Annotated in this window: 17 protein-coding genes and 1 pseudogene; 3 read left to right on the top strand and 15 right to left on the bottom strand. The window is 56.0% G+C overall.

The genetic code is table 11. The features are described from left to right. Positions 1–40: 40 nt before the first annotated feature. Positions 41–2,938, bottom strand: coding sequence for a hypothetical protein (locus tag ACA043_RS19355; RefSeq protein ID WP_497657735.1), 2,898 nt, complete (start codon positions 2,936–2,938; stop codon positions 41–43). A 952-nt stretch (positions 2,939–3,890) separates the two neighbouring features. After that, a pseudogene (locus ACA043_RS19350) lies at positions 3,891–4,867 on the bottom strand (IS5 family transposase). 332 nt (positions 4,868–5,199) lie between these two features. Between ACA043_RS19350 and ACA043_RS19345 the strand changes: the two are divergent. Both ACA043_RS19345 and ACA043_RS19340 read left to right on the top strand, forming a co-directional pair. Then, positions 5,200–6,422 (top strand): IS3 family transposase gene (locus tag ACA043_RS19345; RefSeq protein WP_123367138.1). Its coding sequence is split into 2 segments (ribosomal slippage): positions 5,200–5,551 and positions 5,551–6,422, totalling 1,224 coding nucleotides; the frame shifts between segments, so codons are not numbered across the junction. A 441-nt stretch (positions 6,423–6,863) separates the two neighbouring features. After that, positions 6,864–8,555, top strand: a complete 1,692-nt coding sequence (locus ACA043_RS19340) for a contractile injection system tape measure protein (protein WP_497657734.1) — start codon at positions 6,864–6,866, stop codon at positions 8,553–8,555. Positions 8,556–8,982: 427 nt separating this feature from the next. Here ACA043_RS19340 and tnpB read toward each other — a convergent pair whose 3' ends face one another. The 3 genes from tnpB to ACA043_RS19325 all read right to left on the bottom strand — a co-directional run bounded on the left by tnpB (position 8,983) and on the right by ACA043_RS19325 (position 10,344). Further along, a complete protein-coding gene (gene tnpB, locus ACA043_RS19335) occupies positions 8,983–9,108 on the bottom strand; it encodes an IS66 family insertion sequence element accessory protein TnpB (RefSeq protein ID WP_497659665.1) in 126 nt (41 codons plus the stop codon). A 126-nt stretch (positions 9,109–9,234) separates the two neighbouring features. Next, positions 9,235–9,648 carry a transposase gene (locus tag ACA043_RS19330; RefSeq protein WP_497657733.1) on the bottom strand — a complete coding sequence of 138 codons (414 nt, stop codon included), beginning with the start codon at positions 9,646–9,648 and terminating at the stop codon, positions 9,235–9,237. Between the two features lie 501 nt (positions 9,649–10,149). Then, positions 10,150–10,344 (bottom strand): IS3 family transposase, encoded by a 195-nt coding sequence (locus ACA043_RS19325; protein WP_497657732.1) that lies wholly within the window; start codon positions 10,342–10,344, stop codon positions 10,150–10,152. Between the two features lie 95 nt (positions 10,345–10,439). On the opposite strand from ACA043_RS19325, the gene ACA043_RS19320 reads away from it, so the two are divergent. Next, entirely contained in the window at positions 10,440–11,390 is a 951-nt protein-coding gene (locus ACA043_RS19320) for a reverse transcriptase domain-containing protein (RefSeq protein ID WP_497657731.1), read from the top strand. A gap of 82 nt (positions 11,391–11,472) precedes the next feature. On the opposite strand, the gene ACA043_RS19315 is transcribed toward ACA043_RS19320, so the two are convergent. From ACA043_RS19315 to ACA043_RS19270, 10 genes are all read right to left on the bottom strand, one after another. Continuing rightward, complete coding sequence (locus ACA043_RS19315) at positions 11,473–12,456, bottom strand: hypothetical protein (RefSeq protein ID WP_497657730.1); 984 nt, start codon at positions 12,454–12,456, stop codon at positions 11,473–11,475. Positions 12,457–12,632: 176 nt separating this feature from the next. Continuing rightward, positions 12,633–15,455, bottom strand: coding sequence for a baseplate wedge protein (locus ACA043_RS19310; protein ID WP_497657729.1), 2,823 nt, complete (start codon positions 15,453–15,455; stop codon positions 12,633–12,635). Between the two features lie 208 nt (positions 15,456–15,663). Beyond that, positions 15,664–18,348 (bottom strand): baseplate J/gp47 family protein, encoded by a 2,685-nt coding sequence (locus tag ACA043_RS19305; protein ID WP_497657728.1) that lies wholly within the window; start codon positions 18,346–18,348, stop codon positions 15,664–15,666. Between the two features lie 27 nt (positions 18,349–18,375). After that, positions 18,376–18,792, bottom strand: a complete 417-nt coding sequence (locus ACA043_RS19300) for a contractile injection system spike tip protein (protein ID WP_497657727.1) — start codon at positions 18,790–18,792, stop codon at positions 18,376–18,378. Then, complete coding sequence (locus ACA043_RS19295; protein WP_497657726.1) at positions 18,789–19,217, bottom strand: GPW/gp25 family protein; 429 nt, start codon at positions 19,215–19,217, stop codon at positions 18,789–18,791. The genes ACA043_RS19300 and ACA043_RS19295 overlap by 4 nt, the downstream gene beginning before the upstream one ends. Before the next feature lie 112 nt (positions 19,218–19,329). Further along, the gene (locus tag ACA043_RS19290) at positions 19,330–20,961 is read right to left on the bottom strand and encodes a phage baseplate assembly protein V (RefSeq protein ID WP_497657725.1); all 1,632 of its coding nucleotides are present in this window, start codon (positions 20,959–20,961) and stop codon (positions 19,330–19,332) included. After that, a complete protein-coding gene (locus tag ACA043_RS19285; protein WP_497657724.1) occupies positions 20,958–21,674 on the bottom strand; it encodes a CIS tube protein in 717 nt (238 codons plus the stop codon). Before ACA043_RS19285 ends, ACA043_RS19290 begins: the two co-directional genes overlap by 4 nt. Next, complete coding sequence (locus ACA043_RS19280; RefSeq protein WP_497657723.1) at positions 21,671–21,850, bottom strand: DUF5908 family protein; 180 nt, start codon at positions 21,848–21,850, stop codon at positions 21,671–21,673. The genes ACA043_RS19285 and ACA043_RS19280 overlap by 4 nt, the downstream gene beginning before the upstream one ends. Next, positions 21,847–22,317 (bottom strand): phage tail protein, encoded by a 471-nt coding sequence (locus ACA043_RS19275; RefSeq protein ID WP_497657722.1) that lies wholly within the window; start codon positions 22,315–22,317, stop codon positions 21,847–21,849. Before ACA043_RS19275 ends, ACA043_RS19280 begins: the two co-directional genes overlap by 4 nt. Continuing rightward, on the bottom strand, positions 22,314–23,531 hold the full coding sequence (locus tag ACA043_RS19270; protein WP_497657721.1) for a phage tail sheath family protein: 1,218 nt from the start codon (positions 23,529–23,531) through the stop codon (positions 22,314–22,316). Before ACA043_RS19270 ends, ACA043_RS19275 begins: the two co-directional genes overlap by 4 nt. Positions 23,532–23,578 lie beyond the last annotated feature (47 nt).

Here is a 23,578-nt window from a genome sequence, read left to right as displayed (position 1 = left end):
GCCCTTTCTGAAGTCGTAGGCAAGGATCCCGGCGTTCGGGTCATCGAAGTAGTGGCGACACCCTTGGGCAATTTGCGTGCCGTGCAACGGTGCTAAAGGAGTTGGCACTTTGCTCGGTGTATTCAAGCTCATCCACCTTCGACGTGCCCTCCACCAGCGGCGCGCTGCCCTGACGCGGTTCGAACCTGGGCATAAGTGATGCTTGCCCGGTCTTGAGCTGCAGGTCCTTCGCCACCGGCTTTAACCGCGCATGCATCCGGCCAAGGTTGGTGAAACGCGGCGGATGGAATTGCTCGGTCAGCGGCAGGCCTTGATTGAGGAGGGGCACGACGCGGGCCATCACCCCGTCGTACAGCTCCCCGTGCAATACCTGCTTATGGCCTTCGGCACGGTAGCGGTCGAACATCTGCAGCAGCTCTTTGCCGATGCTTTCCAGCCCCTGGGGCTCATAACGGGCGGCGACATACACTGTCTCGAAGAACGAGTGATAGCCGTTGCGGATCATGAAGGCCGCATTGCACATTTGGAACTGCCAGTACTGCTTGACACTTAGCGCGTCCCCGAACAACTCCGGCAAGGCATTGCTGACGGTCTGTGTCGTCCCGGAAATTCCTCCGACGAACGGGGTGTCTAGGTCGTTCATGTAACGCGTGGCTTCATTGCCGGGGTCGGGTCGGAACTGGCTGTAACTGCGGTATTTGTCGTCTTCGATCAGCAACTCCCTCTCGGCCTGCGCCTGCTCCGGTTGGGTATTGAGGATCAGATAGGGGTCGGGCTGATTCAGCCGATTGTTGATCATGACCCGCCCGGCGCCAAGCGCGGCATGCGGATTGAACGGCATCGCAGCCTTAGAAAAGTTGTCGGCTGCGGGCCGCAGAGTATGGAACAGTGCCTGTTTTCGCAGACTCCGCCCCTGGTCGCTCGACAGCAGCGCTTCGACGGTTGGGCGCAATGTGCCGTCAGTCTGTTCAAACCCCTGCGGGCCGCTCAACAACAAATTCAGTAGTTTGCTATCGAGCGATTGTTCGACCGCCACTTGATCGAAGACATGCACTTTCGGATTGCCTGGATGTTGGCCGGCGTTGGCGCTGGCAATCCGCCGGGTTTCTACGTCGACCGCCTGGACACGCCATTGCTCGTACAGCGGTGCCATCAGCAACTTGGCCTGGGCAATGTCGCTCTGCACATATCCAACTTGCAGGGCCTTCCCCTGAGCCTGCCCCAGGTGCTGCCCCAGCCGGAACAGCAGCGCATCATTGTTGTGGCTCTGCCAGACCGACGCGGCGAAGGCCTTTTCCCATAGCACCTTGTTCAAGTTGTTGCCCTTGATGTCGCGCAAGCTGGGACGGGTGTGCTGCGGCATCAGAACCCCGGCCGGGGTGATGTGATTGCGCTCGAGCAAGCGTATCAACTGCTTCACAAACATCGTACGCTCGCGGCTACCCTCGAATAGGCGGCTGGCCTTAATGCCGTTGTTGCGTAGTTGTTCCAGTCTGTCAAAAAACGCCGCGTTGTATTGATACAAGGCACCTGTCTGTGTCTTGCTCAGGTGACTGCTACTGACCTTGTCGCCCTCGACGGTCATTAGCACAAAAGGCGTCGCAGAACGGTAACCGTCGCCTTGTGGCATTTCCAGCAGATACTGGCGCTCGGCAAAGCCGACTGAGCGCGCCAGCTCATGAATGTTGACGAACTGCCCATCACGGTCCGGTTGGTAGCTGTTTTGCCGAAACCCATCGAGGCCAATGGTCTGGAAGCTGGTGATATCCGCGTTCTGGTTGATCAGCTCGCTCAAGGCTCCAGCCAATGGGACTTCGCGGGCAACTCTGGTCGTGGGGGACTGGCCCGACACCTGGATGCCGACCTGGTTGGGCACCTTACGATCGACACTGGTCAACAGCAGCTTTTGGCCGTCACTCATCACTTGGGCCTTGAAGCCTTCGCGCGACGAGCTTTCCGACACCAAGTGGCTGGCGAAGTACTGTTCAACGAACCTGGTCTTGACCAGCACCGAGCGAATCGGCGCATAGGTCGGCGAGCGCATGGACGGCGGCTCGTTCTTAAGCCGGTACTGTTGCTGCCAGGCCAGGGAGCGGGCCGCAGTGCCGAAGGAAAAGTTCAGCACCCCGTCGGTGGGTACCACCATCCGGCCTTTCTCCAAGTAGAAATCCTTGAAGCGCCCATCGGTGCTGGCATTGACCAGCGCCACGTTCATGCGGATGTATCCCGGGCGCTCCTCCATCATCAGCAGTGAAATGTTCACCGGCAGATCGTCGGAGGCACGAGGCACCTCGTTCAGCGCGCCAAGGCTTGCGGCCTGCTGCTCGGGCACGGCCCTGAGAAAGGCACTGTAGCGGGCACTGACTTCCTTGTAGGCCTGCATCTCGGAGAACAGCGTCACATAAGATTGGCTGAAGGTGGAATCGGCTAACTGGATGTTCAGCTGCTGCTCCAGGCGCTGAATCCGCCCATTGAGCTCGTCTTGCTTGGCCAGTGCATCGGTCTTCAGACCCTTCACTTCCAGGCGGTTGGCGCCACCGGGGCTGAGCATGCCCAGGGCCTTGCTCCAGGTCCGGTCATAGTGGCTGATTGCAGTTTGCTGGCGGCTGTACAACAGAATTTCGCGGTCCAGTTGCTGTTTGTAGGCGCTGGTCGCCGGCGTGTCCGCGATGGCGTTCATCTGCTGGCGTCGTTGTTGCAACGCCTGTAACTGGTCGCCGATCGAGACCGGGTTGTCCTGCATCTGGAAGTGCTGTGCGGCCAGCACGCTCAGGGTGCTCTGCTGCATGTCCAGCAGTCGGTCGCCAACCTGGCCGATGTACTCGGCGCGCTCGTCTGGGGTCATATTAAACCATTCGGTTTGCCGTCCGGCCGTCTTGATCTGTTGATCGATCAGGGAATTGAGCAGGCGCAAGAAGTCCTTGCACATGTAAGTCATTGCGGTAATCCTCTGTCGGTTTTGAGTGCTGGATGCTGTATTGGAAAGATAAAAGTGTGTGGAGTGGCTAATTCTAAACACTAACTCTTAAATGGAGTACCAAGGTAGGGCGAGTATGAAATATTACTGATTATTGATATTTAAAGAAGTATGGATATTTCGCGCATGACGCCCTGTTCATCGTGACGTATATAAGTTGCAGTTTATTATCTGAAAAGCGGGTTGTGGAACCCTTCCATCTCCTTAAGGGACGGTATCTAAGATGTTTCACGGATTGCCGGGAAGGACGCTCTTGATCTTCATTAGGTTTAATTCGCTATCGCAGTACAGCAGCAGAAATGCTGTACCAAGAAGGTCTATTAAGTGTAAACAGAATTCGATGCCCTACCACACACCGAGGTGACCTTGGTTTCGCGGCACCATTGGGGTAGGCCATGACCAAGTCGTGGGGCCGATAGACTTTCCCCCACTGACTGTAGAAGTGAAAATTCAGCTCTGCCTTAGCTCTCATATAAAGGGCACGCTGTCGTTTACGAACGAGATTTCACACCTCGGTTAGTAGGCTAGGAGTCAATTTCCACCGCATGAGCTCCGGTACATGTTGCGGCTGCTCTTTATCGCCAACGACAGGAGCGTTCTACCTGGATCGCTTGGACCAGCCAATGGCGCGCCACAATCTGGCCTATGTCTAATTTATGGAAGACCGGTTGTCTTGTGCCGCACCCACAGCCAGCAGCGGCGCATGGGGACATGCATTACCCGGCTAATGGCTTGGCTGACGCTGGCTCAGCTCCCTGACAAGACCTAAGGAGACGCTGAACAATTAACCCGTTCGCACTGCCCCCATTTCCAAACCGGTTTTTTCAACCCTCCGGCCTTATTTCGCATTTCTAGGTCCGATTTTCGCCCTCATTTTGCTGATTTGCGGGTCAGCCCCGCCTTTCAGACGGATTTATCCCGTCACCCGTTGCAAATACCGCTTGGCCAGCATCAGATTGGCCAACCCAAACAGACTGAACAACTGCGCCGTATTCTTTTCCAGCCCACGGTAGCGAACCTTGCGATGATTGAAGCGCACCTTGATTACCTGAAATGGGTGCTCGACCTTGGCACGCAGTTGCGCCTTGGCGTACCGATCTTGCGCTTGACCCGGTACAGCACACTGCCTTCGCGGTGCTGCTTGTAACTGCTTGGCCGTGCTGCAATAGACCAGATAACGTCCCGTTCAACATGCTCCGGTCGCTTGTCCGCACCGGTGTTTCCAGCGTCACCCGAAACATAGGTTTCGGCACCGTGCAGCAACTGGTCGACCTAGGTGACATCCGCCACGTTGGCGGCCGTCCCTACCACGCTGTGCACCAGCCCCGACGTGGCGTCGACACCAATTTGGGCCTTCATTCCGAAGTGCCATTGATTGCCTTTCTTGGCCTGATGCATCTCAGGATCACGCTTGCCTTCTCGGTTCTTGACCGAGGGCGTTGCGGCGATCGGGGTAGCGTCGACGATAGTGCCTTCTTTGAGCAGCAGACCCCGGCTGGCCAGATGCAGGTTAATCGTTTCAAACAGCACCCGCGTTAGCTGATAGGTTTCCAGAAAGCGGCGAAAACGCAGCGAGGTAGTGGCATCCGGTGCCGACTCGCGGCCCAGGTCGATGCCCATAAAACCACGGATGGCCTGGCTGTCGTAGACGGCATCTTCGCAACCTTCATCGGAGAAACCGAAACACTGCTGCACGACATACATGCGCAGCATGCGTGACAACCCAATCGCAGGGCGTCCGCGCGTGCCTGCGGTGTCGCTATAGAACGGCGCCACTTGCGCCTCCAGTTGTACCCAGGGCACCAGCTGTTCAAGTTCAGCCAGGAAGCGATCTCGGCGAGTCTGCTTTTTCTTGCCGGTATATTCGAGTTCGGAGAAGGACTTCTGCACGCTCGTAACGCTCACGGAGAGGGTGGCTGGTTGAAGGTACTCAGTGTGCCAAGGGTGGGGACAGTTGGCTATTTTTGCAGCATCTCCCTAAATGGATCCTGTAAGCCATGGCTTTGAGTTTTTACGTTGCTGTTCACGCCCGGAAGGATGAGCAAGGCTTCCACTGCAGTACAGCGTTGTATTATGAGCACGATACGGCGCCTAATCGCATCGAGGGCGTGATAGCCCCGTATGTTATGCGTTGAGCCCCCCTTTTCCTCATTCTTTATTTCATGCGCTTGTCCCGTCCTGAATAAGGTTTACACCTTCTGACCCATTCTCAGGAGGGAGTAATGAATACGGGAGAAAGGCGCAGTCAGCGTGATTACACGCTGACCTTTAAATTGTCGGTCGTCGATCAGGTCGAAAAAGGCGAGTTGAGTTATAAAGAGGCTCAAGAGCGCTATGGCATTCAGGGTAAAACGACCGTACTGAACTGGTTACGCAGGCATGGTCGGCAGGACTGGAGTCAAGGCGCGTCCATTCGCTCCAAGAGACCCCGTTCCATGGATGAGCCCGATAAACCCCTGACACCCGAACAGCGAATCAAAGAGCTTGAAGAAAAGCTTGCCCAAGCCAACCAGAAAGCTCAGTTTTTCGAGGCCGTCGTTGACGTTTTGAAGAACGACTTCGGTGTTTCTGTCGTAAAAAAGCGATCCGGCAAGTCCTCTCCCAAGGGCAGATCCAAGGCCTGAGCATCAGTAGGGCTTGCCAGTTCATGGGGATTTCCCGTCAGGCTTATTACAAGCGCAACCGGGCGTGTGATGCCCGGGCCCGTCATGCCCAGGAAGTGATGGGATTCGTGAGGGAAAAGCGACTTAGGCAGCCGCGCCTTGGCACCCGAAAACTTCACAATCTAATGCGCACTGAGCCAGAAGTGTCCGTAAAGGTTGGTCGAGACCGTTTATTCGATATCTTGCGAGATCGGCGCGAACTGGTTCCCCGCAGACGGGCGTATCACAAAACGACAGACAGCCATCATCGCTTTCGCCGGCATCCAAACCTGCTCAAAGATGGACCGATTCAGGTAGTCGCCAAGGCGCCAGAGCAAGTATGGGTTGCGGACATCACCTACTTACCGACGCAAACGGGTGTGGCTTATCTGAGTTTGATCACCGATGCGTACTCTCGAAAAATCGTGGGGCACCATGTCCATGAAAGCTTGCACACCGAATCGGTGATCCAGGCGTTCAACAAAGCCCTCAGGCAGCGGACAACGGAGCAACGCCTGGTGCATCACTCGGATAGAGGCGTCCAATACTGCTCCGAGCTTTATCAGCGGCTGCATGCCAAATACGGCATCACCTGCTCAATGACCGATGGCTACGACTGCTACCAAAATGCGTTGGCTGAGCGTGTGAACGGGATTTTGAAAAACGAGTTATTGCTGCATCGCCCCAAAGATTTTGCAGAGGCCATCCGGATGGTGGACGAGTCGGTGCAGATCTATAACAACGAGCGGCCTCATCTGTCGCTGAAATACAAAACGCCCGATGCGGTGCATCGGGCGTTTTGAGGCTGAAACAGGTGTAAACCTATTTCAGGACTAGACAGCTAGCTCGCGCTTTCGCTTTTGTGTACTCGCTAAATACCGGAAATACTGGGGAGTTAATGGGACGGCCAGACAGGTTAACCCCCGATATTTCTCCATCTCGGAGCACGCCATTTCTATAACCACACAGATTGGGCGGAAACAACCATAGACTGAATCCAAAAGCTCAATGACGTTACTGCTCTGAAATCAGACTTAGCCTTGGTGATGCTTATAGTTGGCGACAAGATGGCGCCACTCGCCTTTCGGGCCCCCCATACTTGGTAGATTGGTCATTCCTGGATGGTCTGGAATGTTAGGGCATTCCAAATTTGGGGACGCCACAGCCAGTAGCGCGCGGCATCTAGATTTCGTCGGCGGTTGGCGCTGCGACAGCGGCATGGTCATTTGTACGCCTAGAAAAGGATGTCGGCGAGCTCATTCTGCGCCTGCTGGCACAGAAGTCAGCACAGTGCAGATTTTTTTGTAGAAGGTAGATCAATGACAGATGATGGCTTCGCACGCATCAAAAGCTTGCGTTTGGAATTAACCGCCGATTCGGAACTGGCCCGAGGCTTGTTAGCGCGTAGCAGCCGCTTGTACCACCAATCCTTAAAAGGTGGCTTGTCTGCGTTGCTGAACCGAATGGGCGCTGATCGTCAGTGGGTGCTGCCAAAGCTGACGTTGAACTTGGGCGTAATTCAAGGGGCACGGTTTGAATCTGAATTTACGCGCCGACTGCTAACCGAGTTGGAGACCGAATTGGCTGCAATAGAAAGGACGGCTTCGGGTGCCGCAGGGGGAGTGTCGACGGGGGAGGTGCTGATGCGTATGACGCCACGGCAAAATGCGGTCATGAATAGCCGTGGCCAAAACTCCAGTGGCCAATACGGTCCAGATACATCGAGCTGTGCGACTGCGGCTGACTATGTGTTTGAACGTGGGCATAAGGCCGCTACCACTTTTCCGGGTGCTGTCTGCTCGTTGCCCGAGGGCTATTCTTCATCGCCGCTGATGCTATTGCAGCAGTATCTAGTCAGCGGGTACGCAGCACCCCAACTACGGGAGGCCCTGGCGAGTGGGGCTGACACCTGGTTGCAAGCGCAATTGTCCATGGAGCCAGCTGCTTGGCGGTCAGTGCTGGCAAGGCTGTGCTTGCAACCCTCAGCACTGGCGCGGTTGTTGACAACCTTTGCACCGCAGGGCCTGTCCGCCATTGCCTGCATAGGATTGGACGTTGAATTGCGCACACCGCCCTCCGGTCCGGCCGCTTGGGCCGCAGTCTTGATGCTGGGGGCATTGCAACACCACTCGCCACCGCTACAACTCTCGGACATCGCCGCTTGGCAGCATCTAGCAGCGATATGGCCCGGGCATTCGGTGAGAGTGATCGACGCACCGTCTGTACTGCGTCAGGCTACGCTGGTCAACTTGTTGCACCAACCGTCACCGTCGCAAGCTGTTTGGCTGCGTCTACTTGGAACACTGCCTAACGTTTGCTCGTGGCTCAATACTTGGAATGGGGCAGCCTGTGAAGCCTTTTTACCTTTGGAAAGCGAGGCTCTTCAAGCGGCTACGCGATATCCTCCCCCTCAAACAGCACCAGGTCAGCCTGCCGAGCCATTGCAGGTGGATAACGCGGGTGTGTTGTTGCTTTGGCCGCTGCTGCCGGGGCTATTCCGACGGTGGGGTCTGTTGGAGGAGGGCTCGTTTATCGACGCCTCAGCGCAAACCCAGGCTGTGTGTTGGCTAGATGCCTGGCTGTGGCAAGACGAGAGTCCGGCAGAGTGGCGTACCCCCTTGACCAAAGTGCTGTGCGGATGGCCAATTGCCGCCCCGTTCCACTCGTGTGCCGATCTAGCTCCGGATGCCTGCACAGACTTGGATGCGCTACTGCGCGATTTACCCGCGCAGATTCCCGGCTTGCATGGCTGCAGTGCGCAGGACTTGCGCCACTGGTTTCTGCAGCGTCCCGGCCTGTTGCGCTGGCAGGAAGGTCGCTGGCAATTACAGGTGGAGGCCGACGCTTGTGATGTGTTGCTGAGCGCATTGCCGTGGCCGATCAATCAACCGAGATTGCCATGGTTGGCTGCGCCAATCGACGTGAAATGGTTTTGACTTTGGTTTAAGCAGCGGAAGTTTACCAACTGGTGGAGTGCGTAATGCTAAGCCTGACTGTGAGTTCGGCATTAGTTGTAAAACCTAAATAGTCGCAGGCTGCGCGGCATAAAACTAATGATCTCCGACGCTCATGAAGGTCTGAAGGAGGCGATCGGAGCTGAGTACGATGCCGCCTGGCGATAATCATTTTCAACTGCTCAATCTCTGCCAGCTTGGCAGAGACCAGTGCCTTCATGTTTTGAAGTTCATCAGGCTGGGAGTCGGTCGCAAAAGTTATAACAGAATCTTACTTGGTTTTTTTCAGCGTGGTAAGTCGGACTGCGAGAACGGGAGCTGTAGGAATTGGCTTGCGCTTATCAATCCGTTCGAACAGCATCGAGAACTCCGCGCCCTTCAGCGACACGCCGCGACTGGTCGCTTGAGGTCAGACAAAGTGTCCTTGTTTCAGCTTTTTGCAAAACAGCCATAATCCTTCGCCGTCCCACCGCAGCAATTTGATCCTGTCACCGCGCCGTCCGCGAGAGGCGGAAACCTGAAAGAAAGAATGGATCGGTTTCCAGCGGTGTCTGCACCAGTGCCGCTAAACCGTCGAAGCCACGGCGCATATCGGTGACGCCGTGCGATCCAGATGCGTGTTCCCGCGGGCCGGGCAATCATCGCAGTAACTACTCCAAGATTATGTGAAGGGTTTGCGGGTTGGGTGTGCCAGAGGTATAAAATCAAGCTTTGCAAGCTCAATTACGATCGCGGAATGGGATACAGACTGTGACTTTGTGCTTTGCGATGTATCCGTCGACGCCTCAATCACCTGGTCAGGCAAAAACGTTGCACTTTGGTCAAGCCGGCTGAATGCGCCTTCCTGATATTGATGCCGCCAGCGAGAGACCAGATTGGCATTGACTTCATGCTTACAAGCGATTAATAACAGGAAGGCGCCAGGCTGGATCGTCGTTTCGACGACTTGGCGTTTGAACACCGGCGAGAAGTTGGGGGGGCGGCCGGTTTGAGGATCAGGGATAACTGTATCAAAATAGTGCCCAACGTGATTTGATCTGACCGCGAAAAGTTGGTCGCCTTCTATGCCCTCCATGCATGAGGTCCTGTCCTCCAAAGGGCTTAGGCTATTTAACGTCACGCTGATTCGCTAGTGATTGTAGTAGCATATTTATTCCCCTAGCCCTGCTTCAAGCTCATTCAGGCTGCTGAAACTGCTCAGGTAAAAGAAACTGGATTTCAACATTCCGACAAAACTTGTTATAGCTGCATCGCCATAGTAGTTTCTCTGCAGTACATGCTTAGTTTTACCGTTCGCTCGTTCAATACGCGGCGGTAAATAGGCATCCGGTACTGGTCGGAATGCAGGATTGGTTTGTCGCGCGGCCGTATCCGCTCAAAAGCTAGGTGTCGCATCCACCGACCATGTCGAGCATCGCAAGCATGGTGGTGATGAAGGCAATGATTTCGCCGTTGTAGAGGTCAAGTGTTGGTGAGAGCTAAAGCTTCTGCCCGGCGACCCGAAACTCCGCCACATCGATCATCTGTTTTTGATTCGGTCGTTTGGTATCGAACTCTTGCTTCAGTAAATTCGGTACTACCCGACCCTCCTCGCCTCTTTAAACTCGGATTTTATCCGCGCGCGACGTTTAAACTGAAGCTCGCCCATGAAGCGCTGAACAGTCTTGTGGTTCACGAGGTGGCCAGGTCGCCGATCGGTACCAGCGATACGACGATAGGTATATCGGTCCTTGCGCTCGTCGAGAATGGAATAAATTCTGTTATTCAGCACCGCATATCTATCAACGGATTGCCACACCTTTTGTTGAGAGTGAAAGTAGGCATTGTTTTCCTGATTTTCAATTGAGCAGTGTATGCTCGATCGCTATGAACATTAGCTTACGGCAAGCGCTTTTCAGCGACGCCAATATTGACGCAGCCTACCGCTGGCTCTGTCAACAACGACGAAACTACCACCACAACGATGACGTGTGGTGGTTGCGTCAGCGTTGGGCTGAAGAAAAACCCCACCTACAGCAACTGCTTAGCACGGGACTCTATACCTTGGGCCCTCTCAATGTAAGGCGTAGCGCTCATGGTGCTGATGACTGCTTGATTTGGGGGGCTATTGACGCACTGGTGCTGCGGGCATTGACCCAAGTACTCAGCCAGCACTGGCTGCCGCAACTGTCAGAGCGCTGTTATCATCTGGCCGGCCGTGGCGGCGTCAAGGCAGCCATTGCGCACGTAAAAACCGGAATGCGGGACTTTCCTTACGTGTTTCGCACCGATGTCAAAGGCTATTACGCTAACATCGATCAAGCCCAGCTCCAGGCGATGCTGGCCGAACTAATCGACGACGGCTACATTCTGCAGCTTTTGCAGCAGGCCATTTGCTGCACGTTGTGCGATGGCGGTAATTACCGCACGATGCGCCGCGGCATTTGTCGTGGTTGCTCGTTATCGCCATTGCTTGGAGCGCTTTACCTAGATTGCCTTGACCAGGCTATGGCAAACCGCGATGTGGTGTATGTCCGATTTATGGATGACTGGGTCGTGCTATGCCGCACTCACACACAGTTGCGAAGCGTGGTTGCCAGCGTCAACCGGCTAATGACTCAATTGACGCTGGCTCAGCACCCTGACAAAACCTATATTGGTCGCGTCAGCCACGGCTTCGAGTTTTTAGGTTGGCAGTTCACTCCCATGGGGGTGAGTGTGGCTGCCACTGCAGTAAAGCGTTGTATCGACAGGATTACCCAGCTTTATGAGCAAGGTGCGACTCATCATCGTATCGGGACCTATCTGCAGCGTTGGAGACGGTCATACCAATTCTAACTCGGATTAAGAAAAACCATCCCATCCGCCCATGCACACCATTGGCGTCTTCGTCTCCCAAATAATTTTTCTTCCCTATCGACTACGGCACTCTAACAACCCGACCGCTCCTCGTTCCAATCATTTGCTCGTCCGATTGGATTAAAGTTATTTCCAGTGTCATGCCCTCAAGTGCCTCTCCTTGAAATTCAGCCGAACTAATCCCCGTCTGGACCCAGAAACCTTGTGCACCGTGCGTCGTCGTCGCGTGCGGTTGCTTTCCATTTAAGGATAATCCATTGGTCATGCTCACAACGCCATTACGGGCGAAAAAATGCACCGCGCACTTCTTTCTGTTCCCCGCGTTTACGACGAATGCAACCACTTGCATAATTTCGACGTAAAATTGAGCTCCGTATAACTTTGCCATTATCGATATGTACGCTTTGTCACTAAACCCCACCCCGTCCGACATGCACTCCAAACCCGGGTTGGTCAACGACGTTACCACCCTTAAACCGTTTTCCTCGTCCACCTCTAAACCTGATTTCGGAGTGGTCTTTACACTTAAGCCAAAATGATCGAGAAAAATTCCTTTTCCAGGATTCACAGACAGTCCGTTGTTGTTCTTCAAAAGACCTGGCTCGTGGGTCGTTCCACCATTGGTTTTCGGATCTACGGTGTTCAACTTGACGGCAAGCGTTTTACCCAGCCCTGTCAACCCCTCACCTGCCATGTCAGTCGTGTCTACACTAAGATCATTCTCCCCTCGTCTCAAACCGCCTGCAATCCCTATGATCAATTTGCCGTCGCCTTGCACAGTCAACCCGCCACCTGCCAGCGCACTCGCGTCAACCGATACCTTGTCATCCTCCGAGCGTTTCAAGCCAGCTCCCGGTTCTCCGTCTTGACCCTTCGCCAGCCCCACCGCCCGACAGCCTTTGTCGGCCATTTCGATAATGTCGGCGAAATCTGTGGAGAGCGGGATCTTTTGTGGGCCAAACGTTGCTTTCAGCTCGTCGGGCGATACCTTCATCGCCGTCGCCTTGCGTGGCTGGGCATTTTTACTCGATTTACGTGATATCATTGGGTTTCCTTTCGTCTGTGACGATTTCTATGTGACGTGTAGAATGGCTGTAGCGTGGCAGGGCGTCGCCAGTATGAGTAGCGTGGGTCTGATTTCAGACAGCCGTGACGGCAGCCCCGTAAGGCGCCGCACTTCAGAAGAGGTGCTCGGCGTTCAGGGAAGCAATTACAGCAGGCTTACAAATTTTTAGGGATGTAAAGCAGGCTATTGTCTTCAATAACTTTTGCGTTCCATTCACCTTCCTCTGCGTCTGCAAACACCGCAGCCCGCTGTTCCGGCGAGGCAATAAGCATGGCGTTGATTCCGAGTAGCCCGCTCGGCAGCGTGCCAAGGGCTAGATTTTCTAATAGTGTGTAGGTGTACAAACCCGGCTGCTTGGTTTTACTTACCCAACAGGCGTAGTTGCTGGCAAAGCTCTTGAAATATTTCGTGGTAAACCAATGCAACTCGGCTTTTACGTGGCAAGGCAACTCCTCTTGCACGATTTGATACATCCAAGCTTGGGTCGTGTAAGGCTCGGTGACGTGGCTATCCGGCCCCAGCAGCATTTCTTCGTTGAATATCACGCTGACCGTGTACGAGTAGCGGTCCGCTAAAGGCTCAACTCGTTGAATGCGCCAGCGGTAGCTGTACTGGGTGTGTTCGCTGGGAAGCTCGGGTTCGCCCTCGGCCTCAATGAGTATTTGCCTGCGCAGCGTATCAATGGCCACTACGCTGGCAGTCACGTCCTTCTCGGACATGGGCGTGCGGCCGAGGGAGGCGTTAGCCGGGCTGATGATCCGGTAGAGGGTCAGGGTATTGTCTTTGGTCAGGTTGGCGGGGAAGTTTTCCACCATGATAATCCGCTGGCCGATGGTGGGGGTTAGCAGCGGCGATTGAGCCGGGTCATTGGTCGGTAGATATTTCAGGCGAAAGCTGATGTCCTGCAGCCATAGATCGCTGTTTCGCCATTTTACCAAAGTCGGGTTGTCGACCAGCTCGGTCAGGTAAGTCTTCATCAGGGCGTTGACTTCCAGCTCAATAATGTTGCCTGTAGCAGAGGTGACGATGCAGGCGGGCAGGACTACCGGTTCGTTCGCGTCACTCGTATATTGCAGTTCCAGCATCTGGCCGGAGATGAGCTGATCCGCGGAGATCGTTGACCGCAGTTGCAGGTGTGTGCCGTTATCAATCTCCTCCACGGCGCTGACGCCTTGCCACTTATCGTAATACGGGCTTGGCCGTTGGGGGAGCAGTGATGCGTGTTCCACCATAAAGAACGGTAATTCTCTGATGTCCGTTTCATCGTCGAAGACGCCTTGGTCGAAACCCAGGCGGGCAGCGATGCGGCGCTGTGCGGCGCAGATTTCATCGGCGCGGTACTGGCTTGCCTGGTAGTGCAGCACGCTGTTTTGGCTGAGGTAGGCACGTTGTGACGCCAAGTAGTCGGGCGCGTTCAGCAGGGTGCGGTCTGCTCGCTGCAGGCCAAAATAGCCCAGCAGGTGGGAGAGTAGTGTCAGCTCTTGTGTCGTGCTCTGGGCTTGTGTGTTAGCCGCGGCCACCAGCTTTTCCTTGTAGCATGCATGCACAGTCTGGGCTTCGCTGCTGCAGGCAAACGGCCATTGACTGCCCCATACTGAGTAGTCATAGGCGAAGCTGACGGTAGCATTTTCGTCACGCAGGCTACGATCAAACGAGAGCAGGTCCGGCACCTTGGCCAGTTGCTCGCAACTGTTGGCCAGCCATTGCTCGAACGGTAGCAGATACTGGTGCAGGTGCACGGCGACGCCAGGTACGGGCGCGGTTTGCAATTGGTAGCACGGTGGGATCTTGTCGCTGGCCGGGTAGTAGCGCTTCGGGTTGCGGTGGCGGCCGTAGGGCAGCATGTCGGGGGTTTCATTGATCACGGTGACCGGCGGCAACGCCTGGTCGATCTCGCTTTGTTCGACCGTGACCTGCTGGCCGCGCTTCATCAATTTGACCAGCGCGCCGTCTGCCAACACTTTTGTGGGGGCATCTCCCCAAAGCTGCGGGTATTGCATGTCGTCGACGGTGGTTTCCCAGCCGTTTTTTTCAAACGCCAGGGTTTGCAAGTTTTTTACGCCGTCCAACGCCAGCAGCGGTGTCGCCAAGGGGTTGAGGTTGAGTGTACGACAGATGTCGTAATCTACCGCTGGCGGCAGGGCTGAGATCCAGCCGTGTTGCAGCCGGGGGCCTTGGTAGATGGCCTCGTTGCTCAGACCGGCCACGCGCAACTCACTAGCCAGCGCATGCACGGCTTGCGGACTGAGGTAGCCTTCCACCGCTTGGTAAACTTGGGCCAGCAAGGTGGCGTAATCCTGGAAGTCGTCTTCCAACTCTAGTGTGATTTCCACATTGACGTCTTGTGTACTCAACCAGTCGATGGCCAGCACGCTTTCGCACAGGTTTCTATGGTTCTGCAAGAAGGATTGCAGGATGGGTTCGGCCGTCGCCTGGAGCACTCCCCGGTTCAGTTCTACTTGCAGGCGGTAGCCACCGTGCACGGTGAATGACTGCTTGGAGTCGTCGTTCTCATCGCCCTTAAAGTAAAAACCGGACAGTTTCGAGCTGAACGTGTAACTGTATTGCTTGGCTTGGATTTCGGGGAGCAGACGGGCGTTGCGGAACAGGAAATGTTTCTGCTGTTTTTCACCCTGATAGACCAGGTCTAGCAGCGCGCGGCGGTAGTCGTCTTCGGTGACAGGCGACACGGTCAGCGCCAGGTGCGGGCCGAAGTCGGCAGGAAACAGACCGTCGGCACGTTGTTGGTTCTGCGCGGGGGTGAGCAGGTCCCTCAGTGGCAGTGTATGGCGATAACCCAGGTCGGACACGCCGTAGGTGAGCGGCTGCAGCAGCGTGACGCCGGGGTCGTGCTCGGCGGTGTCGGTCCATACCTTGCCTGTATGGGCAGTCAGGTTTTCTTCCGTCTGGCTCCACAAGGTATCGAAGTCGATGGCTTGGAATAGGGTAGAAGTAGTTAATGAGGGGCTTGTTGTCATAATTGCGCATCTCAATGATTTAAGGGGTATTTAAATAGAGGACAATAGTTTTATCTAATCAATATAAAAAGACGCTGAAACTATCGCTTCCTCACCAGAGTCACATTGCTTGGCGTTGCTAGTGGGCTTTTCGTTTATTGATTTATCTATTTGAATTATTTGGTCATCTGTTTTGTTGTGATTTAGATTAACGAGTTATCCGCGTAGATCACTCGCTGTCCTTCGATGGTCCAAAGGTCGGCGTCAACACTTGGCCCGGTTTGGCGCTGATGCTGTATTGATCATCATTCAAGACCAAGCCTTTTACGCTGGCGACATAGGGCTGTTGTTGGATGAAGGCCAATAATTGGTAATAATCCAACGAGTTGCCGACTTCGATAGCAGCCTTCTCATCGAAGGCCCACGGCAGATAGCGTCGCTCCAGTACTTGAATAAGCTGGGCTATACCGTAATCCGGGCTGACGTTAGGGACGAATTCCACGTCAAACGCCACCACCACGCGGATATAACACGGGTTATTCACCGCCAGCGCTACCCACGGCGAGGTGCGTTGCTGCATGGCCTGGCGCATACGCTGCAGCCGGGCAGGATTAAACGCCGGACGTTTGGCATCGTCGTTATCTTGCACGCCCGGTGCGGGGATGACGGTCAAGGTTTGCTTGCCAGGTATACTGACGTCCTCGGACAGGTGGACGGCATAGATTTCCGGAAACTGCTCCAGTAGTAGGGTCTGCAGATCGTGACGACGCGTCGCACGGCCACGATGCGATAGCTGGCGCGCAACGCGGGTGTTGAAGTGTAACAGCGCTTCCGGTGCCCGCCCGTTTTGCGAGGGCCAGGGCTGCGACACGCCAGCCAAGTAGGCAACGGGGTCGACAGTCTGCGTCATGCTACCGGCGGGTAGCGGCTGCTTGAAATGGTCCACCGCCACAATGTCCACATCGGTCAGAGTGGCGGTCATGGCATTGGCCAGCAGGCCTTGCAGTTGCGGATAGTCGGAGACCAGGTCGCAGACGGAAGACTCGGTGGGTGTCATCACGCCGCGCAGCCAGTGGCGATCAAGCGGCATTTGCGTGGCCTGGTCGCTGGCGTCGGCGGGCAGGGTGGCAGACCACAGACCGGAAGCGAACAGGCCACCGGTGCCATCAAGCACTTCGGCATTGAGCGAGGTCCATTGATTGTCCTGGTTCAGGTACTGCCAATCAATGCTCAGAGGTTGCGGGCTTTGTAGTTTCCAGTACAGCGACAGCTGCTGGCCAGGCTGCATGGTACCGAAGCCCAGATAGAGTTGAGGCTGTGTTGAGGTATCAGCCACATCCCCCGCTGCTTGATGGCCAAACGGAGTCAGTCGGTATTGCGCCGCCGCATCGATGGGCTGGGTGCTGGTATAGGTAATCGCCAAGCTGGCCCATTCTGGGGTGTAGGGCGGATTCAGCGGTGTCTCTAGGTCGGCCGCCTCGCCTGAACTGATTTTTTCCCAGTATTCTTGGTGCAAAAAAGTTTGTGACTCCAACATCAGGCGCAGGTGGCTGCTCCAGGTGGTGGGGTCAGCGCTGTCACTGACGTCACTGGGCAGGTTGCAGAAGGAGAAGGTCAACGGTCTGCCTGCCGGCGCGGTGGTGGCGATTGTATTGTCTTGAAACAAGGACAAGTTTGCGGCCAACGTCGTCCAGCCCTTGGCGGTTAGCGCCTGTGCTGTGACTTTAAAAGCGTTATCGTTTAGTGGTGCTGCTGTGTAGCTGGTATACCAACTGTTGAAACTCTTGTCATCCTGCAAGCCCTCCCACACCGGCGTTAATGTGACGGTGATGGTTTGCGATTTACGGCACCAGTCTGGGGCCATCAGACGTACGCAAGCGCTTTGCAGCGGTTCGACACCGAATGGCATGCAGCCTTTGTCCGGCTGGGCCACGCCATCTTGGGTGCTGAAGCTGATATCGGTAGGTTGGGTCGTTTCAACCTTGATTTTCTGTACTGCAGGCACGCTGCCGCCATCGGCGCGGCTGAGTTTGAGCAACGGTACCGCGTCGTCGAAGCCGTCCAGGCCTGAAGGGGGGGTGATGGCAGGTTGGTCGACCGTTAGGGTAAACACCAGTTCGGTTGTAACGCCGTCAGGCTTGACAAACTGCAGGTCCAGCCAACCGTTTTCGGTGCTGACTGCGGCCAGGATCTCACCAGCACTGGGCGCAGAGCCAAAAGTCACCGTTAGCGTGCGCTGGCCACTGGTTAGCCCCAGCATTTCGTCTGCGACGACTAGGCCGGTGGTTACCGCCTGTTCCTGTGCTTGTGCTGCGAATAGACGCACGCCGTTAGCCGGGAACGACTGCTCCTCGCCAGATTGCACGATATGGCACAGGGCTCTAGCTTCTACAGGGCGCACCCAGCGCACATCGCTCAACTTACCTGCATTTATTTGCAGCGGCGCGTCAAGCCGGTATCGTAGCGGCTGGCCCTGACTATCCTGGCCAGCGTCCAGCGCCGTATCGGCTGCTAACAGCTTTTGCGCCGCGCCGGGTGATAGGTCAAAGGATACGGCCACCTGATCCGGCTGTGCACCACGAGGTGCAAGGCCCAGCAAGTCGCGATAGTATAGTTGGCGATGTAGGGCTGGCACGTTGTTGAGCAGGGCTTTCGGCGTTTCCAGCTGATGCAAAAAGGCGAGCAGGAAGGCTTGTTGCGGTGCCAGCTTGCCATCGCCCAGTTCAGGGCTACGGTAACGCGCAGCCAAGATACTGATGTCGTCTTCATTGGGGAAAAACACCTGACCCCAATGGTGGGTGTCGTCAAATGGGATCAGGGCGACATAGTCTTTGAAGTTTTGCAGCGTCTCATCAATGCTGCGGTTGTCCAGCGCGAAGGTGGCGCCGTCGAAGATCTGGTTCAGATTCAACATAATAGGTTGCTCTCTACTCGGTGTCGGTCAGCTGCCTCGTACCACGAATTGACCAGGGATGAAGCGGCCCTGGCCCATGCTGGGAACAAGAGCGTCCGGAGTGTTGTCTGGCATTTGGGCAGGTTTTGTGGGGCGAAACTGGGCTATGAACAGTTGACCCTTGAGTATCCATGCTGTGCCGCTTTTTACGTGTTGCGCCTGCTGATTGGGCGCCAGACGACTGATTGTGATGATGCCGTTGCCAGGTATGGTGTGGGTATGCGTGGTGTAAATTGCATTAAACTGCATCTTTTTTTCATCGCCAGTCACGCATGCTTTGCGCCCCTGGATCTTGGGAAGACCACTACCGCGTATCTGCGTCGGACCGATAGGGGTAACCGTGCGGTTGCCGAACATGGGATCGAATTTCAACAGGTCGTTATCGATGATGACGGTATCCATCATAAGAAGCGTCCTCCTTTAGTACTGGCGATATCCAATTCGGCGCTGATTTGGCCAGTATCATCGGTGCCGCGCACGCGGTAGTTGAGCGTGATATCCAGACGAGTGGGGTATTGAGCGTTTTGTTGGGCGAGGGTGTTGAGCAGTTCCACGCGCGGTTCGTAGCGCAGCACACTGTCGCGAATGCTGCGGCGGATGTCGGCCAGCAGGTCTTCGCTGATATTTTCGAATAGGTAGGCATTCAGGTCGCAGCCGTAGGTTGCGCGCATGATGCGCTCGCCCGGTAAGGTACTGAACAGGATCAGGAGGCTCTGGCGGATGTCGTCCTGATCTTCGACCAGGGTGGGGCCTGAGTAGTCGTCGCTGATGGCAAAGACTGGCGGAAACGCCCAGCCTCGACCGAGACGGCCAGTGGTGGTGTTGGTCATGTGGCGTACCTGTGTCGTTGTAATAGGGGGATCTAAGTCGAGAGGGGCAAGGCTTCACTGTTTTCTCCATGCCGCCCTGGGTTAAAGTCAAGTGAACGGGCGGTCGGCTGGATTACATGCCGACATCCACCTTTTGGCCCTTGATGTTGACCTTCTTCAGGCCTTTCACTTCCAGTTGGTTATCGGCTTTGAGGGTGATGTTATCGCCGGTGACGGTCATGGCTTGTGGGGTGTCCACTTTGATGCCGGAATGCAGCGTCAGACTATCTTTGCTTGACTCCAACACAACGCTGGTTTCTTGGTCATCAAACAGCAGCTGCTGCCGCTTGCCGTTGTGTTTTAAAATAAGACCCTTTTGTTGTCGTTGACTGATCGGATCAATAGGCGAAGGTCGTTTAGGACTGTGCATCGCACCGAGAATTACCGGGAAGCACGGGTCGGCGCCGAAGAAACCCAGCACCACCTCATCGTCCGATTCGGGGTAAAAGCACACGCCGCTGTCCTTGCTGGCGTAGGGGGCGGCGAAGCGTGCCCACAGCTCGCCGCCCAGCGCCGGAACCTTCACCCGGATACGATCCAGTCGTTTCGGGTCCTTCTGGTAGGTGGACACAACACCGATTTGCAGCCCGGGCGCTGCTGGCACTAGCGGCGCATCTGCCTCCGCGATAATTTCCTGCCCAATGGTGACGAGAGTACGCCAGCGGCCAGGGGCGAGCCGGTGTTCGACACCACTGATCACGCCCTTGCCGTCGAAGGCTTCACCAAAGCCTTTGAGCTCCAATGTGTCACCCAACTGGTAGACGGTGCTGCCGATGACGGTGAAACGGCCACGCACGCTGCCCGCTTGCATCATTAACAAACGGCTGTCAGCCCACGCTTGGCACTCACCTTCCTGCAAATCCTGCGAGGTGTTGAAGGTCTGACTGCGTGGCCCCAGTCCATCCAGCCCCTTTGGGTCGAACGCGCCGCTGCCCAGCAGAGGGATGCTCGCCTGTCGGTTTTCCACCTTTTGTACGCTGGCATTCCAAGCGGACACATCCACCGTTTCGGTCAGCTCGCGATTGCTAAACACCCAATCCGCCGCCTCGACCAGTGACGAGTGCGAGGCTGGGCCCGTCTGCATCGTGTCCTCCTGCGCTATGGTATGTTTGGCCACCGTCAGTTTTGGGGGGGCCACCGATACGCTAGTTTCACTATCCGGCCACAACCAGACACCGTTGGCATACAGACGTGCTTTGATAAATTGCCAGTCGGAACACTCGTATTGCACCAATTGTGAGTGACGCAGACTCATCAGGCCGCTGGCTTTGCTCAGCTTGACGCCATAGGGCAACATCAGTTGACGCAACACCGCTTCGTCGTTTTGTTGGGTAAACACGTTGCTACCGTGACTGGACAGCGCGCCTTGCAGCGGGTGGCATAGGCGCAATGTCAGTTCGCCGCCAGCCTGGGTTTGGCGGCAGGTTTGCTCGGCCACAATACCGCTGAACAGCACACCACCGGGCTTGAGTGTGATCGTCACTGGCGTGCCCGGCTGACTGCGCTTGGCGTCCGCCGCAAAGGCCTTGCTGCTGCCGCCATCACCGCCCGGTTGTTTGAGCACAAGCTTGGCGTTGGGGATTTGATTGGCGGCCTGCCGGGTTTCCAAGCTGACCGCCAACAGGGTCTGCAGCGACTGTTTCGCGGTGCCGAATCTAATGTCCATTTCCGGCGGGATGGACTGTTCCACTCGTGAGGTTGTCATGGCGCCACCTCTGCATCTGCATTCTCACTCGGTGCGACCAAGGTACCGCCCGGTGTAATCGCGTCCAAACTGTCCAGATCGTTGGCCTTGGCAACGTCGAGGACGCTAAAAACGCCGACCATACCCGCTATCGAAGCCAGCATAGCGGCCACCATAGGCAGCGACGACATGTCCGGTATCTGGCAACTGGCTTGTTGCGCCGTCAGCTTTGCCAGCGCTGCTGCTTGTAATGTCTGGCTGCTGTTGGCGGCCAGGGTCAGTGTGGCGGTGGCGCGTTGCGGTTCGGCTTTACGATTGAAGCGGGTGTATTTCACTTGCAGCGAGGTGGCTCGGCCGGCGAAATGGTCCTTACCGTGCCAGTGCATCTTGCCCCATTCCATTTGGATATAGGGCGTTTCCTGGGTGCCCGGATCGACCGCGCAGCACAGCATCTGCAAAGCGGCCAGCTGCGACTCAACTGACTGCTGGCTTCCCGGCAGGCTGGCGTCAAACAGCAGTTCCAGTTGCAGTTCGTGTGGCCGCGCCTGTTTGTAGTGGTTCAGACGAGTGCTTCCGTTGATGTAGCTGTCGGCGTCGTAGTCGATGTCGTAACGTAAATCGAGCGAGTCGGGGTTGTACATCATTTGCATTTCACCCAGTTTGTCTTTGTGTCCGGGGTCCCGATATGCGATGATTTTTAGCTTGGATAGGCCAAGCTCGAGCAAGCCTTTCATGCCCAATCCCCCTGTTCGTCGCGCAGGCGTGCGAGCACGCGCTGGGCAATCAGTTCAATCAATGCATCCTGCTCGTTTGGACATCCCATCATTCGTGGCCCATCGGTTGCACGGAGCGCAGCGGCTTTCGGGTCTTCCACCCGCGCCTGAATAATCAATTCATGGATCTCAATCATGCTTTGGCCCCCATCCATTGGATGTCGCGGTACACCAGTTCGATACGGTTGATGAGCGGGGTACTGCTGGCAGCATCCAGATCGCCTGTCTGCCATTTCACCGGCAACGCGTCGGTGACGGTCCAGGTACAGACCGGCAGCGATTGGTGGTTCAGCAACATGATCACCGCGTCGACATAGGCGGTATCCATGCCGCTCAACACGTAGTCGAACGCCAGTGACAGAGGTGTTTTCACCATCACTCCACGCTCCAGCACCAGCGGTGGGTGACTGACACGTTCCGGGAGATACAGATTCTTGGCGTTCACACCTCCTTGAGTGTGAGCTATGAAGTCCAGCTCTCCCTTTCCCAGACCGGAAACACGATGAAAGCGAATATCCAGCGGGCTGGGAATCCCTTTGAAAAAGAAGGTGGCCAGGAAGCGGTGTGACACTTCTGGCTTACTTAGTTGGGCTAATTCGCTCATTCTGGTTCCTTATGCGTCGACGCTTCCATGGTGGTGAGGCGCAGAGTCAGGTCAATGAATTCAGCCGGATACAAGGCTGATAGCTCGACACGCAGGATCAGTTGCCCGGCCCGTTGATCGCTTGGGGTCATGCTTTCACCCACCCCCACGTACAGACGAAACGCCTCATCCTCACTGGCGCCGTATAGCGCACCGTCCAGCCAGAGTGATCGCAGCCAGCTGCGGCACAGACTTTTGAGTTTGAGCCAGGTGATCTCGTTATTGGGTTCGAATACGCAAAAACGCGCCAGCGTCCAGAGTCGGGACTCTACATAGCCCAACAGCCGCCTGACTTGCAGATAGCGCCATGGAGAGGTGGACAATGTGGTAAGGGTCTGGCAACCCCATACCCTTACGCCGCGGCCGGGAAAGGCGCGGATCAGGTTGACGGGCGGGACGTCCGTGCTGAACACGGCATCACCTTCGCGTAGCGTGTATTGCGGCTTGATGACTTGCAGCAATGCTTCGTTGGCAGGGGCTTTCCACACACCGCGTTCGCGGTCGGTACGTTGCACCAGTGCTGCCACTGCGCCGGAGGGAGGCACAACCGCGCGCTTATCGTTCAGCAGATAAGTACATTCCAGATGCGGCCAGTAGGCGGCACCGAATTCCGCATTGGCCAGTAGTTCGGTGCCTTTCAATACCGTAACGGCATGCGTCGGCAGACTCGGCAGGTCCAGCAGCGCAAAGCAGCCGATACGGGCGCGGCTGACGGCCAGCATCGTTTGCCACACCTCGCGCCATGGCGGCGCTTCGAACTCCTTATCCTGAGCCAACCGCACGATATCCGGCACGCACAACAGGGTGACGGAGTCGTCTTCGGTCAGTGCGGAACTGGTCAGGGCTGCGAGCAGTGAGGCGGCGATCGCAGTGGTGTCTGCACCTACCTCTGTCAGCAGGGCGGCTGGCAGCACATAGCATTCGCCGCCGCCGTTATCGAAATACAATCGCAGCGATTGGTACAGCGCTGAATCCTCCCACAGCTTATGGTCCCCTGCCGAGGACGGGTTCCAAAATATGGATAGGAACGTCTCCCACGAACTGACTGCAAGCATCTGTCCGGCTACACCACACAGCGTATAGCCGATGAACACCGGCACCGCGCTAGCATCCTGCGACGACGCCCGTTTCACGACCTCGTTTGAAATATTCACACCGGGCATGGGCCTGGACATGGTGAACTCCTCTTGTAAGTGGCGGTGGTCACCACCACAGAAGGAGC

The organism is Pseudomonas sp. LBUM1648, assembly GCF_059716145.1.
Note: the sequence above shows the minus strand (reverse complement) of the source record. Positions and strands in the feature narration are given on the sequence as shown.